The sequence below is a fragment of the Burkholderia sp. PAMC 26561 genome (assembly GCF_001557535.2).
Classification (GTDB): Bacteria; Pseudomonadota; Gammaproteobacteria; order Burkholderiales; family Burkholderiaceae; genus Caballeronia.
The window spans coordinates 490,180-505,925 of the sequence record NZ_CP014306.1 but is presented as its reverse complement, the minus strand read 5'-3'; the positions used below and the strand labels follow the sequence as shown (position 1 = coordinate 505,925).

General features: G+C 56.4%; 11 protein-coding genes and 1 pseudogene. 8 read left to right on the top strand and 4 right to left on the bottom strand.

Features of this window, described 5'->3' with window-relative positions; genetic code table 11:
- The first annotated feature begins 2,044 nt into the window (after positions 1–2,044).
- The 3 genes from AXG89_RS02320 (at position 2,045) to AXG89_RS02310 (ending at position 6,135) form a co-directional block, all read left to right on the top strand.
- Positions 2,045–3,187, top strand: a complete 1,143-nt coding sequence (locus AXG89_RS02320; protein ID WP_062167547.1) for a helix-turn-helix domain-containing protein — start codon at positions 2,045–2,047, stop codon at positions 3,185–3,187.
- An 861-nt stretch (positions 3,188–4,048) separates the two neighbouring features.
- A complete protein-coding gene (locus AXG89_RS02315) occupies positions 4,049–5,326 on the top strand; it encodes an integrase domain-containing protein (protein ID WP_082771319.1) in 1,278 nt (425 codons plus the stop codon).
- Between the two features lie 266 nt (positions 5,327–5,592).
- Positions 5,593–6,135 carry an NERD domain-containing protein gene (locus AXG89_RS02310; RefSeq protein ID WP_119024613.1) on the top strand — a complete coding sequence of 181 codons (543 nt, stop codon included), beginning with the start codon at positions 5,593–5,595 and terminating at the stop codon, positions 6,133–6,135.
- 371 nt (positions 6,136–6,506) lie between these two features.
- Here AXG89_RS02310 and AXG89_RS02305 read toward each other — a convergent pair whose 3' ends face one another.
- Together AXG89_RS02305 and AXG89_RS02300 are read right to left on the bottom strand one after the other, a co-directional pair.
- Positions 6,507–6,935, bottom strand: coding sequence for a PRC-barrel domain-containing protein (locus AXG89_RS02305; protein ID WP_062167543.1), 429 nt, complete (start codon positions 6,933–6,935; stop codon positions 6,507–6,509).
- 83 nt (positions 6,936–7,018) lie between these two features.
- Positions 7,019–7,867 (bottom strand): flagellar brake protein, encoded by an 849-nt coding sequence (locus AXG89_RS02300; RefSeq protein WP_205583056.1) that lies wholly within the window; start codon positions 7,865–7,867, stop codon positions 7,019–7,021.
- A 1,142-nt stretch (positions 7,868–9,009) separates the two neighbouring features.
- Here AXG89_RS02300 and AXG89_RS02295 point away from each other — a divergent pair.
- The 4 genes from AXG89_RS02295 to AXG89_RS02280 all read left to right on the top strand — a co-directional run bounded on the left by AXG89_RS02295 (position 9,010) and on the right by AXG89_RS02280 (position 13,460).
- Complete coding sequence (locus AXG89_RS02295) at positions 9,010–9,897, top strand: LysR family transcriptional regulator (protein WP_062167539.1); 888 nt, start codon at positions 9,010–9,012, stop codon at positions 9,895–9,897.
- 198 nt (positions 9,898–10,095) lie between these two features.
- Positions 10,096–10,908: a class II aldolase/adducin family protein gene (locus AXG89_RS02290; RefSeq protein ID WP_062167537.1), complete on the top strand. Its 813-nt coding sequence runs from the start codon at positions 10,096–10,098 to the stop codon at positions 10,906–10,908.
- A 58-nt stretch (positions 10,909–10,966) separates the two neighbouring features.
- Positions 10,967–12,286: an MFS transporter gene (locus AXG89_RS02285; RefSeq protein ID WP_062167535.1), complete on the top strand. Its 1,320-nt coding sequence runs from the start codon at positions 10,967–10,969 to the stop codon at positions 12,284–12,286.
- Between the two features lie 25 nt (positions 12,287–12,311).
- Positions 12,312–13,460 carry an iron-containing alcohol dehydrogenase gene (locus tag AXG89_RS02280; protein ID WP_062167533.1) on the top strand — a complete coding sequence of 383 codons (1,149 nt, stop codon included), beginning with the start codon at positions 12,312–12,314 and terminating at the stop codon, positions 13,458–13,460.
- Positions 13,461–13,828: 368 nt separating this feature from the next.
- Here AXG89_RS02280 and tnpA read toward each other — a convergent pair whose 3' ends face one another.
- Positions 13,829–14,221 carry an IS66-like element accessory protein TnpA gene (tnpA, locus tag AXG89_RS02275; RefSeq protein ID WP_062167530.1) on the bottom strand — a complete coding sequence of 131 codons (393 nt, stop codon included), beginning with the start codon at positions 14,219–14,221 and terminating at the stop codon, positions 13,829–13,831.
- Positions 14,222–15,232: 1,011 nt separating this feature from the next.
- Complete coding sequence (locus AXG89_RS41960) at positions 15,233–15,439, bottom strand: hypothetical protein (RefSeq protein ID WP_162915981.1); 207 nt, start codon at positions 15,437–15,439, stop codon at positions 15,233–15,235.
- Between AXG89_RS41960 and AXG89_RS44580 the strand changes: the two are divergent.
- Positions 15,375–15,686, top strand: a pseudogene (locus tag AXG89_RS44580) (hypothetical protein); the annotation flags it as partial. The gene AXG89_RS41960 and the pseudogene AXG89_RS44580 sit on opposite strands and share 65 nt — an antisense overlap.
- Between the last annotated feature and the right edge of the window lie 60 nt (positions 15,687–15,746).

The following is a 15,746-nucleotide window of genomic DNA, read 5'->3' as shown; positions in this document are numbered from 1 at the left end:
GACTGCAGACCGAGTTAGACGTACTGACGAGCACGAACAATCGCATCGCGTCAGTTGGGTCACGCATGCATTGCCCGCGACGATCCGGTGGCCAGAGGTAGTGCTATGAGGGGCCTTATTAAACGTCAGTTGGTCCTGAATCAACCGAAACGCCATCCGTCAATGTTCGCTGATGCAGAACTCAGGCACCTGGACGCTGTGGTTCGATATGCCGTCGTGCAGGCCGAAGGCGGCCGTTATATCAATCTCAACCCCGACTACTGGCGCGAACGAATTCGAAACTTGGCCGATACATACGAGCTTGTTCCGGCTCAACGCATGCGCCTTAAGGGAATTCTCACACTCTTGGATTTGGCTCAAGATGCACTTGCCCCGTCTAACTATGACCGATGCAAATGACCTGGCGGGCTTATCAAAACGGATGACGCATAAACGCGGTCCAGATCATCGCCTCAACTTATGGGGCATCGCGTGCGCTAAGTCGGGCGAGAAAAGCGTCCTTGTGGCGTCGCCAAAACGGACCGTGCGGGACGTCTCAACATCCGGGCCCATTGCATGTCGTTCGGTTCGGTGATTGCGATGGGTCCGCTCTCCCGCATTGGTGCTTCCGGTGCTTCCGGTGCTTTCGGCGTCTCCAGTGGTGGCGTCAGGCGGCGGCACAACCACAGCGTCGGCGCGGTGGCAGAACCCAAACCGACGCGCTTCCCTTCTCTACATTTCAGAGGATGACCCATTGGAGCCTTTAAAAGGGAAGCCTTGTAGTTATCCACATAAGGGTATCTCCAGCCCATGCGCAGGAGCTTGTTGACAGGGCTTGGCGCCGATTCAACCGGTGGTGCGACGCGACAACTGAGTGCGCAACTCGCTCAGTATTATTTTTGGGCGGACGCTGCGACAACGCAGTGGGCGTGTCACCGCCATTGAGCGCTGCGTATGGCCCCTGCATCACTGTATGGGCCGTGTCAGGAAACCCAAAAACGCGCGCGTAGCGGCTTCGTGGCTCACAGATAACGCTAATTTCAGCCGCTTGCGGCGAAAGACATAGCAAATTCGTGAGCTTTGCAAGCCAATGCGCGCCGCACGCAGCGGTACGATTCATTCATACACCGCGCCATCGACGCATCGACTTGAGCCTGAGGGCCCCGACTCCGTTACAACGCTTTCCAATGAACGCCATCTTCATGAAAGACGTCCTGGACGTCCGCCAATTGCATCACATGCCGCCGTCCCGACATTCGGGCGTCCAAGGCATATTGACCGTCCATGACCCGCGTGCGCTAAGCGCGGAGCATGTGACTAAGAACGAGCGTGTGACCGGACTCACTGCGCTCGAGGCCATTCAACTCGCCCCTTCAGCATTGTCGCTGGGCATGGTGTGGGTTGCCCGATACACCGCGGCAACGATGCACCGGCTTGCCAGGGGCGGGAAACTTCATGTACGAAGCATGTACGAGTTTCCGAGAACTAATCGATCGGCACGCGCAGCCGAACCAAAATGCGCAAATAGAATTGCTTAGCTGCCGCCCTAGCGTGCGTCGGCTGAGTAGCCTGAGTCTGCATTGCTGACTTGGGACCATCGGAACGCAGCCGCTTCCCTGCGTCGGGTGGATCAAACAATCATCGCTAAAGTCCCGGAATGCAAGCGCGTAGTTTCCTAAAACCCACCCGTCGTATCGATCGGCACGACGGTTACTAACAAAGAACATTGAACGGCGAAATCGAGAACATTCGAAACAAACGATCGGACGACCGCCCGACATGGCACCGTGCACGCACAGACCTGCAAGCAAGAAGCGTCGGCCAGCCAGCGGAAAATCTAGTGACCAACATCATTTGATAGAAATGCTGCGGCCGTGCTGGGACACGCGTGCTTAGCGACGCGGACGAAGTGCAGCCCGCTGGGAAGAGAGCCCAATGTATTAACGTTGACTAATGTTGGCGCAGCGCGCGAGTTCGCCCTTGAGCACATACGCTTTTCGCACGGGTGAGGTACTCGCACGTTCTGAGCCCGTATCTATACCAATTTTTTTGCGAAGGAAAGACTATGGCACCGATCTTCGATGTATCCGCCGTAATTCACGACTACAAGTTGCCATTACCCTTCAGGATTGCCCTTGAATGTCTCTTAGCAGATAACATCGAACGGTATCACCGCCGCGCGAGAATCACATCGAAATCATTGTCGGCAAAGACCAAAGAGGTCCGTGCACGAGCGATCTGCCGATCGTTCCTTGAATTGCACATGAACGGTCAACCATTGCGATACCCCCAGAACATCAACAAAAGCGACGTGCAGATTTTGGTTAACTTGTGGGTCCGTCTCGGTCATTCCGGCGGCACGATTGAAAACAAGCTGACGCATTTACGTGCCTTTGGCGAATGGATTGGTACGCCCGAATTAGTTGGAACGCTCAGTGATTACATTGATCGAGAATCGCACGGATTAGTCAGGTCGCATTTGGCATCTCGAGATAAATCCTGGGACGGCAGCGGGGTGAATGCGATGCTCCTGATCGAACAAGTTGCACGCACCGACCCTAATGTTGCCGTTCAGCTGAAGTTGCAGATGGCATTTGGGTTGAAGGTGGGAGAAAGCTTCATGCTAAAGCCCGCGCAGGCGCTGCGAGACAAAGCGTTCGTGAATGTGATGCGGGGAACGATTGGCGGTCATGCGCGATCCGTTCCAATCGAACTGCAATATGCGGTGTTAACAGAGGCGGCGCGTTTATCCAACAAATCTACCGGCACGACAATGAGACAAGGATTGACGACGAGTCAATGGCGCAATGTCTACTACGCTGTGTTGAACAAACACGGGATCGTGAACAGGATGCTTGGCATAACCAGTTTGGGTTTGCGCCACCAATATCTGCAGGATGTGTACGAGCGATCGACAAGCATGGCCGCCCCGGTGAAAGGTACATCTGAACGCGCGGAGCGCGACAGTCATCGTGCCGCCATGCGGCGCGTTGTGCAAGCGGCGGGCCTCAGTCGGGAAATTAAGGCGAGCAGGTATCTAGTGATAGATCGCGTTCGCGTCGCCATGCCAGAAGTGACGGCTGAACAAGCACAGGCAGCCCTTGCCAACGCTCTGGGAATCAAATCCCATGCGGCAAAGAGTTTAGGTATCTCACGTCAAACGCTCTATCGGCGTCTCGAGAACGGGAGCCAAGCCGTGTCGAAATAAGGAGCACAGTCCGTCGTATCAACCGACCTTAAATTGCCATTTGATCAACCTAGTTCACCTGCAGCATCGAGGCAATACGCGATCGCAATAAAGTTCACCTTCGAAATTTCCTGTGTCCACCATTACCGGCGATACGACATTCGTGCTTAACTGGTTTTCTTATTGAGATTCGCGCTGTGTGTTCCATTAGGTGCGGCGGCTTTGCCCTGTTTAATTATCTGGCGTGCGATGCGTTAGTTTATTAGAAGGGGACGCGTAGTGTTCCAGAATGCGTTGAGGAGGATCAATAAACATTGAGTGAGATTTGCAACTTCCGGTTACGTAACCTAAAAACAAATCGGAGATTGTTTAAAAATCACCGAGAATTTTCAGGGAGCGAGAAAAATTGGAGGTCATGTGGGTTGATCGTCACGTATGCGAAAAAAAACGAAAGACCTAAAACGAAATCAACGCAAGAATCATAGCGGAGGTTAAGTAATAGCATTGTGCGCGCCGCAAAACCGGTGACTTGGCGAAGACGCGAATCGTCGCTGGCGGAACAACACGCGACGCCTATAGATTCACGCGAATTATCGCGCTCGTAATGGGTGCTGGAAACTGAGTGCCTTGTGCGCCGGGATGGGTAGTGCTCGGCACCCAACGATGCATAACGACGCGGTACTGAGAACGTTTTTCTATGGAGACATCGCCTGAACTTCGTTTTCGCGTGCTGCTAACGCAGCGGTCGAAGTGTGATTGGTGTTCGCGCAGAGTCCTTAGTAGTTGGTTGAGGCGTTGGGATGGCGAATTGTATGTCTAGACTAATTAACTGAAGACGGCATTAATTTTTAACCGCGTGCCGTTTAAATATGAGGAAAGCAAATGAAAGTCGTAGTCAGTTATCGCGCAATACTTGAACGATCGGGTCTTCCTAAGCGTTTAACCGGAGAGCTGGACAAACTCTTCCAACAATTCCTGTCTCATGCGCATAGTAAGACGCGGGTGACAGCCAATGCCATTTCAATTAAAACACAGGAGCGGCGCCTCTTGTCTTTGATTGCCGGTTTCAAAGAGCTAAGGCGCGATGGCTTTGCCATTGAGACACCGTGGAATATCTCGAGCAAGCATATTCGGCATCTGGTTAATGTGTGGGTGATTAAAAATAAACAGAGCCCAGGGACGGTCGAAAACAAACTCACGTATTGGCGCACGCTCGCAGCATGGATGGGCAAACACCAGCTAGTGGGTACGGTCGATGACTACATCACGCGCCCCGACGGGTACCGCCGGTATTACGTAGCGCAACGGGACAAATCGTGGGAGGCCGCCGACGTGAATGTTGATGAGGTCATCGCGCGCTTATCGCACAGCGACCGGTGGGTTGCGATTCAGGTCGAGTTACAGTCCGCGTTTGGCTTACGCGCGCAAGAGAGCATGCTGCTGCGCCCACTTCAGTGTCTGCGCGTGTCCGGCCATCTTCACGTGACCGATGGGACCAAAGGCGGGCGCCCGCGTGTGGTGCCCATCGATGCCGACTGGCAGTATGACCTGCTTATTCGGGCCGCGCAGATGGCAAACCCCCGTACGGGCTCAATGATTCCCGAGTCTTATTCGCTCAAAAAATGGTATCGCCATTTTTATAAAGTGTTAGCTAATGAGGGCGTCTCGCAAAAGGGTTTGGGGGTGACAGTGCATGGCTTGCGCCACGCCTACTTGCAGCGCATGTACAAGCAAGTGACCGGCGTGCCTGCACCGATCAAGCGTTCTGATCAAAAGCCCGATCCGCAATTGCACCAGCTTGCGATGGAAAAGATTGTCGCTGCGGCCGGGCATGGATTAGCGACCAAGGCGGGCGCCTACATTTCTTCGTTTGCAGCGATTCGCAAGATTGATGCGCCGGTGGTGAGCTGCGAGCAAGCGCTCGTGGCACTCGCGGCAGCAAACGGCAATAAGTCGCACGCGGCGAAGTCACTGGGCATCTCGCGCCAGGCGCTGTATCGCGTGCTTTCCAAGGTAAGCGATCCAAGCGCTCGCGTGAGCGGCGGCGCTGCAGCGCGGGACGGCGATGAGGGGAACGACCATAGCGACCATAGCGACGAGAGCGACGAGAGCGACGAGAGCGACGAGAGCGACGAGAGCGACGAGAGCGTGACTGTCTAAAATTTCAGCGCTCCCACGACTCGTCATTCATTGTGCAAGAGGCGCGGCCGGACGCGCGGCTTGATGATCGGCCGGCTGCGCATCATTTGCGATCGGTGCGCCTCGCAGGCTGCTTGACTTTCTTCTTCTTTGCTTAGGCTGGTAAGGTCTACTTTGAAGAGGGGATTGTTTTGACCACATCGGTATTGAGCGATTGCGGTGCCCGGCGTTTGGCCGAAAGCGCATCTGAGACAAGTAGTAAAAATCTGCGTTCGCCTGTTCTTGGCATGGATGAAATGGTCAAGGGTGTCTCGGCCTTGTTCGAGCAGGTGCTGCGTCGCTTAGGGGTAGGCGACTATGCGATACGTTGCGGGCTGCGCTTTGTCCATGCGCCTCACACACAGTGCGCGATTACGGATCTGGATGTGGTGGTCGTAACGCCGTTCGGCGCGTTTGTTGTGTGCGTAATGCCGTTTCAGGGAAGCGTCGAACCAGGGCTCGACGCCGAGACATTGATCGCAGCGCACGCTCAGGATGGGGCTGTGCTTCACACCGCGCCGGTGCGACGGCTTGCAGCGGTCTTGCGCGCGTTACGTTCGCTCCTGAGCGTGTATGGGTGTCCGGTTGAGGGGCTGGCAATCGCTGCGGCGACGCCTTGCCAAATCCATCCGTTGCTGCCCGAGTCAATCCTTGCGCCAGACGAGCTCTACCACTACCTCCGGCTTCGCTTGCTTCGTTTTTTCGAGATCCGAAAGCCCCATGTGGTTGTGTCGCAGGCCATCGATGCAATCGACAGGAGGTCCAAAAAGCCGAAGTGCGAGCTTGGATAACGCAAGCCACGAATGGGTGATGGCACAAGCCGATGCCGCACGTGGCGCGTGTGCCGTCGCAAAAACGTTCGGTGTCATCGGCACAACCCATTCATCACGTGGTAAGCGGGAGCGCGCACAGGTTTATGCGCCTACCCAACTCGAGGTGTTCAAGACGTTTGCGCTTGCGATAAGCAAATAAGGGGCGAGCCTGAAGTGGTGACAATTGCGCTCTTACGGCGACGAGGGCGCCTTGTTCTCCGGCTCGCTCAGGACATCGAACGCTCGCCCCAGTGCAAAAAAAGCCGCGACCCTTTGCAGGTCGCGACTTCCTTTCACGCTTGGTCAGCTCCCGCCGCTTTGCGGAAAGGCCCCGCGTACGCGCTCAGGTGTTATTTAGCCTGAAGCTTTCTTGGCTTGGCTGGCGTCTGCACTTTGTTGTACTGGAACTCGGGCGTGTCCTTGAGTGCTTGTTTCGTTGCGCCGGCCAAATAGAAATTGCCGTTACGAATATCGAGAGACCCGATCGGTACCGCGACATCATGGGTCGCGACACCGAGGAATCCGCCCGTGGCAATAATGGCTGCTGAAACCGTAGTGTCCGGCGAAATCACCAAATCCATGATCGAACCAATTTTCTCGTTGGCGTCGTTGTAGACCGCTTTGCCGAGAATGCCTTTTTTAGCACTCCATCCTTGAAGCAATGCTGCTGACTGCTGCACCGTCACGCTTAAGGGCTGAGTTCCGGCAACTTGCGCTTGAGCGCTGAGGCTTGCCGACCCGATCACGGTAGCAACGGTGATATAGGACCAAATTTTCATATCGCGTTCTCGTTTTGTGGTTAAGTCTTCGCGAGGCGACGCAAATTTTGGACCTGCGGTGCTACTTGTCTGAGCGCCGTAACTCAGTCCTGAGAAGTGCCCGTTGCTTGCTGAAAAATATACGCCTGGGTCATACGCCGAGTCTCGTCAGGCAGTGCACTGAATTCAGCACCCACCTTGAGGCCTTTTCCCTCGAACGACCGATTGCGTGCGACGCAATGAAACACGAGGGCATGCTCACGCCCATCGACCTTCAGCCGCACGGCGATCTTGAAGTGTTCGCCAACTTCAAGCGTCGCGTCAGGCAAGAAGACGCCGATGCCGCTCGCGCACAGGTTCGTGATCTGCGCATCGAACCCGGTGGCCACCACGTCATTGCGAATGAGACGCGCGGATAGTCGGGTGTTGATTCGCATGTGCTTGCGAATCGTATGTCTTTTGATAGTCGCAGGGTATTCGAGTTGGAGAAGCGCCGGGATGCGACTGTCCCGCGCGGCGACCCGGGTGCGAAAGGCATAGAATGCCCGCCCAAATATCACCTTGGCCTCGAGCTCCGCGCCTACTTGAAGATGTTCGCTTTCGCCTTGAACCATGACAAGCAGCGCGAGCTCAGGAATTGCACCGACATATCGAACATAAAACGACGCGGTATGCCCGGTGCACGAAGTCAACTGAAATTGTTCAATGCCGGTGGGCAGTGTCGGGAAGTGCCCTTGCAGGGGCTCCAGAGCAAGCGGCTCGGCCGTGGTATGCGCGGCCGTTGAAATCAACACAGCATCGCCCACGCCCGCGTCAGTAGGTGTGGGCCCGGGCGCGTCGGCTTCGCGATAAGCGCCGATCGTCAGAAGCCTTTCTCGCTGCGCCTCAGAGCGCAAAGCATTGCCTTCGCCTAAGAGAAGCTTCCCAACGGCGGAGTAAATGCGAAAGCGCAAAGGCGTGTCGAGTTCCAGTTCGTGAGCCGAAATTTTAACGAGTGCCATGTTTTCGTTTGAGAGGACGCGAGACGCACAAAGAAAGCGCGGGTGCTAGCAAATTCAGCATGGAGCTACTTTAAGCGGGTGACACGGGACGGTTCCGTGCGTCACCCCACATTCATCAGACGTAACGCTGCAATGGTGGCGACTAGCGCAGCCCCATCATCGACGTGAGGGTGCGCCGAGAAAGCGGGATTAACTAAACGGGGACGTCTTTGGAAACAAGAACTTGTCAACGGTGTGGGACGCGCGCAAGACGACGCGCAACTGCTTAGGTCGTGTGGCTGTATCTGTGACGAACATTTGTTGGATGTGCCTGAGCGTGATCGCAGCGCGCGTTGCGCCGGTTTCACCGGTTTCCCCGGTTTTGCGTGCCCCACAGGCTAATCAGAGCGGCGCCCGAGACCATTGGCAATCTGACGGAACAGTTGCCAAATCTCCCTCTGCCGCGTTTGAATCGCGCTGCCTCCAATTCGCATAGTTCCCGCGCGCGGCTGGCGTGGACCGCTTTACGTAAGCTGTGGGGGCAAGGTGTCACATCCTTCGACAGTAGCGAATTTCATTTCGCGAACTTACGATCATCGACTCAAACGGTTCACACCAAGCGCGATCGCTGGACAAGAGCTGATCGCAAGAGCTGATCGGCGGCGTGACTTGCGTCGCATGCCGGTCACCGAGCGCAGAACAGGTTCGTTGAGCGATGCCTGCCGGTGTCCCTGTAATGAGCACGGCGAGCATCGTCCAACCGCAACTATAGGGCTCGGGTGAGGGGAGCGACTCTTCGTCGTTGGTGTAGCAGTATGATGCGCTTGTGCTCTATGCCTGGAACGCTCTATGCCCGGAAGTAACAGGCCGGGCACCGGGCAAGCAGGAAGGGGCTAGGTGAGCGAAACACACTGTAATCCGTGTCGAGCCCGACTCGTTCACGGCTTCGACTCTATCTCCATGACATGCGCCTCGCCTAGACGCGATTCACAGCAATCAAAGCACCAGCGTGATCAACAATGCGCCGCTTGCGCAGTTTGCGTTTGCGACGTTATCTTCCGTTGATCTGCGCTCACGACATCGCATGAATTTTCACCACGACTGTGTGACTAGAAATGTTAAACCTGCGTCATATCGAAATCTTCCACGCGATCATGCGCACCGGGTCGATAACCGCAGCGGCCGAATCCCTAAACATTACTCAGCCGGCAGTGAGCGCTGTGCTCAAGCATTTTGAAAGCCGGCTTCAAATGCCGCTTTTTGATCGAGTGAACGGCCGTTTGCGTCCAACGCCCGAGGCCGAAGCGTTGCTGCCGGACGTAGCGGATATCTTCAACCGGCTTGACGCGGTAGAGCGTTTGTCGCGCGACCTTGCGGGCGGTTTGCGTGGCTCGCTATCGATTGCGGCAACCTCGCCGCTTGCCAATGGGCTCCTAGCGCAGACGGTTGCCAGCTTCACCAAGGCGCGTCCCCACGCGAAGATTGCGCTTCAATCGCTCGGTTCGCCCGTGGTCCTTGAGCGTGTATTGAACCGGGAAGCCGACATCGGACTGGCCTATGAGCCGATCATCAGCGCGCAAGTCGAAACTGAAGTCCTCTCGCGGGGAAGCATTACGTGCGTCTTGCCCGAGTCGCACCCGCTTGCGAATCGATCGTCGATATCGCCGGCCGACTTGGTGCCCTATGCCATCGTCACTTATTTGCCGCAAGCACTGCTTCGTCCCTATGTGGACAAGGCAATGAGCGATGCCGGCGTCGCGTTGAACATCAGCGTCGAAGTAGGCCTATCGATTACCGGAATCATGCTCGCGTTCAATGGCGCAGGCGTCGCGCTGGTCGAACCGGACCTGCTTCGGGCGATGCGCTTGCCTGGAATGGTCAGTCGTCCGCTGGTCCCGCAGGTCGAATTCAAGAGCCTTCTAATTCTGAACCGATCCGCTCCGCGTTCGCGCATTGTGCTTGAATTCATCGACTGTCTGCGCGCGCAAGCGGCGGCTGCCTAATAGGACCAATCCTAGCGGATCAGTCCTAGAGGGTCAGTCCTAGAGGGTCAGTCCTAGAGGGTCAGTCCTAGAGGGTCAACCCTAGAGGGTCAACCCTAGTTCATCACTGTAGCTTATGGAGTAGAGCGATTTAATGATTGGATTGGGAGCCCGCCTTTTCCTAGACTTCGTGGACGTTTTTCCTTTTGAGAGCCGTCCATGCTTCAGCGCGCCGAACCCAAGACTATTTACCGTCCCGATCAAAAGGGCCTCTATTTCCCACAGTATCCAAGCTTCGCGACAGTAGCTGAGGAGCGCCTGCATCGAAAGCAGCGCTTAGCTGCCGTGTGCCGGGTCTTTGCGAAATATGGGTACGAGTATGGTTTTGCTGGTCACGTCACGGTGCGCGACCCGGAACATACAAACCTGTTCTGGACCAACCCATTTGCAATGGATTTTGGCCGCGTGCGCGTGTCCGACTTGCTGCTGGTCGACCACGAGGGTAACGTCGTGGAAGGCAAGTGGGCCGTGAACCGCGCCGGCTTCGTGCTGCATTCGGCAATCCATCAGGCCAATCCGCACATCGTCGCGTCCTGCCATGCCCATACGACCAACGGTATGGCGTGGGCAGCGCTGGGCCGCCCGCTCGATCCGATCACTCAGACGGCCTGCGGCTTTTATGAAGACCACGCTCTGATCACGGAAGAAGCCGGCGCGGTGGTCGTCGACAAAGACGCAGGCTCCACTGTCGCCGCCGCATTCGGAGACAACAAGGCGGCGATTCATCAAAACCACGGTCTGTTCTCGGCGGGACGCGAAAGCGTCGATGAAGCCGCGTGGTGGTTCATCGCGCTTGAGCGGGCATGCGAGATCCAGATCAAAGCCGAGTCGACCGGCTCGCCCTTGAAACTGATTGGACGCGAAGCCGCGATTCACTCGCGCAATCATCTTGCGACGCCGTTCATGGCGTGGCTGCACTTCCAGCCAATCTACGACGCGATCGCGCGCCACGAGCCCGATTTATTCGACTGATTCTTGGTTGTCAGCCGGACTTGCATATCGATATAAAAAACGCCATTTGGGAGACACCGTGGCTAACACATTCGCAAAAACGGCAAGCGCGGATCTTGCTTCCCCGGGCATGCAAGTCGCCGAATCCGGCAAGCCGATTCCGCGCGCTCGCTGGATCCGCATGGGCACCTTGATCTTCCTCGCCTATCTCGGTTGTTACGTCGACCGGAGCAATATCAGCGTCGCCGCGCCGGAAATGGTGCGCCAGTTCGGCATGACGGGCGTTGTCACGGGTTTCCTCCTTGCTGCGTTTTTCTGGGGATACGTCGTGATGCAGATCCCCGGCGGCTGGCTGGCTAACCGCTTCGGGCCGAAATGGGTGATCGTGACTAGCCTTGCGGTGGTCGGCGTGACTGGCATTGCATCGGGACTGGCGACCACGTACGACCAGATCGTCGGCATTCGTTTCGTGATGGGCGTGGCCGAGGGCGTCATCTGGCCAAGTTTCGCAACCATCATCATGCGGTGGTTCCCGAGCGCGGAGCGCAGCCGCGCGGTCAACCTCGCGCAGTATGTATTGCCGCTGTCGTCTGCACTGATGGCTCCGATCGCGGGAGCGCTGATCCACCTGACCGACTGGCGCATGATGTTCATCGTTCAGGGCATTCCGGTGCTCGCGCTTGCGCTTGCCTGGGCGTGGCTTGGCAGCAGCGCACCCGAGCACGACAACCGCATTTCAGGCGAAGAACGCCGCATGATCCTCGCAAGCCGCGAAGTCGAAACTAGCGCACCTGCGCCGTTTTCCGCGGTGCTTCGCCGCCCGCTCATTCTGGGTCTGGGCGTCGCGTACTTTTTGTGGCTCACGGGTCTTTATGGATTCGGCTTGTGGTTGCCAGCGCTCATCAAGCAGTTATCGGCCACCGGCATTGCCAACGTCGCAGTGCTCACCGCTATACCCTTCGCGTTTGCCGCGCTCGGACTTTATGTGAACACGCGCTGGTCGAGCCGCGCGCGTCACGCGGACAACTGGCATTTTATCGTGCCGCTCGTTGTAGGCGGCATTGCGATCCTGGTCCAACCGCTGATCCGCGACAACCTGTTCGTATCGATGACAATGCTCGTCGTCACCGGCATATGTCTTTATTCGGGCATCGGAATCTGGTGGTCGTGGACGCTGAGCCTCGTGCCGCGCAACCAGATTGGTTCGTCCGCAGGCTTGGTCAATTTTATCGGCAACTGGGGAGGGGCTGTGGGTCCGATCCTCGTGGGCTGGGCCGCGCGCGGAGGAAATGCGGGTAGCGGTTTTTATGTGGCGGGCTACGCGCTGCTCGGCTCTGCCGCATTGAACGGGTTCCTGTGGATGGCGTCGCTGCGCAGCCGGTCTGAAACATTACGCTGATCCATCACTCCGGGGAGTTTCTTTCATGCCGTATCCCGCATCATTCAGTTTCTACGTTCCAACTGCCATCGAATATGGACGGGGCAACCTTGCTAAGCTGCCGGGCTTTGTCCGGCAACTGGGCGGCAAGCGTGTGCTGATAGTTGGAGATCCAGGCGTAAAAGCCGCCGGTATTGTAGACCGTGTTTTGGACACGCTGAGGGTCGCGGATATTGAGGCGGTCGCATTCACCGAGGTCCAAAGCGATCCCGCTGTGCACTCGGTTACGCAAGGCATTGCGCTCGCCCGCAATAAGTCATGCGATCTGATCGTCGGCGTGGGCGGAGGGAGCGCGCTCGACACAGCCAAGGCGATTGGCTTGATGCTTGGCAACGCGGGCACAATTCGGGACTATGTCGGCATAGGTAAGGTGCCCCATGCCGGCGCGCCCGTCATCGCCATCCCGACCACGTCGGGTACCGGCAGCGAGCTGACGATCTGGTCGGTGCTCTCCGACACCGAGGCCGACATCAAGATATCGATTGGCAGTGTGTACAACTGTCCGCGCATTGGCTTGCTCGATCCTGAACTGACCCGAAGTTTGCCGGCCAGCATCACGGCTGCTACCGGCATGGATGCGCTCACGCATGCCATCGAATCATGCGTCAACACGGCCAACCAGCCGATGACCGAGGCGCTCGCGCATCAGGCGATTTCGCTGATCGGCCGAAGCTTGCGGCGGGCGACCCTGCATGGCGACGATATCGATGCGCGCGGCGATATGTTGCTCGCCAGCGCGATGGCGGGCATCGCGTTCAATGCGACACGTTTGGGACTCGTACATGCGTTCGCGCTGCCGCTTGGCAACAAGTTTGGTATTGCGCACGGTCTGGTGAACGCGATCATGCTGCCCGCGATCATTGCGTATAACGCATCGTCGAATGTGGAAGGCTATGCAAAGGTTGCCGCGCTGCTCGGCGAATCCACGGCCGCTCGAGCAGCGCACGCGGTGCTCGAGCTACGGCGGGATATTGGCATTACTCAAACGCTGGCGGACTTCGGCGTGACCGAAGATCGCTTTGACGAAATCATCGACGAGGCCATGCAGTCGGGAAACGTGGCGGTCAATCCCCGGTATCCTAGCCGCGAGGATATGATGGCACTGCTGCGCCACGGTATGGCAGGGACAATATAAAAACCGGGCGAACACCATGACAATCGATATATGCCAGATCCATTGATGCGCAGTGCCAGTACGACTTGCTCATTCGGGCCGCGCAGATTGCAACCGCCCGCACTGGCTCGCTGATTCCCAAATGCTATTCGCTTTAAAAATGGTATCGCCATTTTTCAAAGTATTAGCCGACGAGGGCGTTTCGGGAAAGGCCTTGGGGTGACAGCGCACGGCTTTCGGTTGCCTATTTGGGGCGCATGTACGAGCAAGTGATTAGGCGTGGTGGGGATGAGCCGCATCGAACACGGCGATCACGCGCGCAAGAACTGTATCGAAACTGGCGCGCATGTCGAGTGGGTCAACCGCGAGCCAGGCCTCGTCAATGCGGATCATTTCAACCACTCGCGTAACCACGCCGCGCATTGGGCCGCGTCTGATGTCGGCCAACTAACCGTGATCGATTGTTGGCCGCGCCGTACCTCGAAGCGGATTTCTCTGTGATCATTCGCGTCGTTAATTTGACGTGGGACAGAAGCAGATGGTATTGCCACCGCTGCTGACGGCTTCATTGCCACGACGTCACTGTCGCTCGTCGTTGCGCCGCTCTCGGTTTTCTCCAGCCAGCGCCGCAGCAAGTTGGCATTCAGCTTATGCATCAACGCGATCGCGGCAACCGACACACCTGGTCCTTGGCAGGCAGCCACCACTTCCGCTTTAAAGTCGTCTGGGTATCGGCGCCGTTTGCGACGGCCTAAGGGAGCATCTTGGTCAATAGTGTTCAATTGTCCACCTTTTGTTCAAGTGGACACGATGCTCCTAAGGCTACTGCGTCAATTCAAGATGCCTTCACCAGCCGCTTACGGACAAGTCGCGTCGATTGACCTCGTTCATATATCACTGACGCACGACTGAGCAACGTCGCGGTTAAGTGGGCATATTTACCGATTTTGTTGTTTATTTATTTGTCTAAACAATACCCTGTTGCTAGTATTTTTTTTCTTCAAAATTTTAAAACGTCGAATAACCCTCTATACGACAGCTTATTCCTCGAATCAAAAACTCCTGAAACAGTTTGTAATTCTTCTTAAGAACTGACCCGGAGTGTCATCGGAAAAAATGACACATTTTGAGGAAGATGGAATGAGACAGGTGGCTGTAGGTTTTCGTTTGGTGAAAGTGGCTGGAGAGTTGGTGTCGGCATGCATTTGCGGCTTGGGTAATTTGTTAGCGAGGCTACCGGCGCTGTTCGCGAAAACAGGCCGCAAGTTTCCGGCAGTAGCAGCGCTCAGCCCTGTCGGAATGAGGTTAAAACTGACGATGGCCGCCGTCATTTTCGGACTTGGCCCCGCGTACGCATCGGCTCAAGCCTTGCCAAATGGCGCAATCCTTGACATCAACAATGGTAACGCCGCCAATAGTGCGTCATACACCACGCCGGCACAGTCCAACTACTCTGTTTCCTTTACGGCGACGGCGACCGGGATCAACTATGTGTTGTTCGCGTTTAGACAAGACCCGGCCTACTGGACGTTCCAAGATCCAGAATTGCTTGTAGCTGGGACGTCGGCTAACTTGCTGACCAACAGTACTTTCACTAATGGCGGAGCAATACCAAATTCGGGTGTCCAAGCTCCCGCTAACTGGGGTGTTGCCTATCAGACCGGCTCGGCCCCATACGCAGCGGGAACTTGGCAAGCACCGGCAAGTTCAGGCACCAACGGCACGTGGTATGACGGCGCTGTGGGAAGCTTCGACGGTATTTATCAAGGCGTGTCACTAACCAGCGGCGTGACCTACACGCTGACTTTTTCGTTGAGCGGCGACAATAGCGCCAACTCGAACGACATTCGCGTCGGAGCATTCACTGGGCCTTGCGTTTCGCTAAGTGGACCAGCAAGCTCTTGTGCTCTCCCGACAACATCTGGATTTACCACGTTGTACACGCCTGCTGCGACGAACAACGCTGGCGGCGCGTCGACCACGACGATTAACGCTTCCACGAATGGCTCGGGTACTACCGCAACTAACATCTTCGATGGCGGCACCTTGGTTGCAGACGGGACGGACATCTCTTCCAATCAATTCAGCATTACTGGCAATGGCGGTGTCATCGACACTCACGGAGTTAACACCACGATCGGCACTGGCATTTCCGACGATACGAGCGGCGTACCAGGTAGCCTCTCGATTATCGACACCGCAGGTCACGGCACTCTTTCCTTAAGCGGATCAAATACTTACACTGGCTCAACGAACATAGGCACAAATGCAACGTTGTCATTAAACGGGAACGGAAGCATCGCCGCA

Coding starts and splice junctions, on each gene's coding strand:
- AXG89_RS02320 (WP_062167547.1), top strand. CDS start 2,045: ATGGCACCGATCTTCGATGTATCCGCCGTAATTCACGACTACAAGTTG.
- AXG89_RS02315 (WP_082771319.1), top strand. CDS start 4,049: ATGAAAGTCGTAGTCAGTTATCGCGCAATACTTGAACGATCGGGTCTT.
- AXG89_RS02310 (WP_119024613.1), top strand. CDS start 5,593: ATGGATGAAATGGTCAAGGGTGTCTCGGCCTTGTTCGAGCAGGTGCTG.
- AXG89_RS02305 (WP_062167543.1), bottom strand. CDS start 6,935: ATGAAAATTTGGTCCTATATCACCGTTGCTACCGTGATCGGGTCGGCA.
- AXG89_RS02295 (WP_062167539.1), top strand. CDS start 9,010: ATGTTAAACCTGCGTCATATCGAAATCTTCCACGCGATCATGCGCACC.
- AXG89_RS02290 (WP_062167537.1), top strand. CDS start 10,096: ATGCTTCAGCGCGCCGAACCCAAGACTATTTACCGTCCCGATCAAAAG.
- AXG89_RS02280 (WP_062167533.1), top strand. CDS start 12,312: ATGCCGTATCCCGCATCATTCAGTTTCTACGTTCCAACTGCCATCGAA.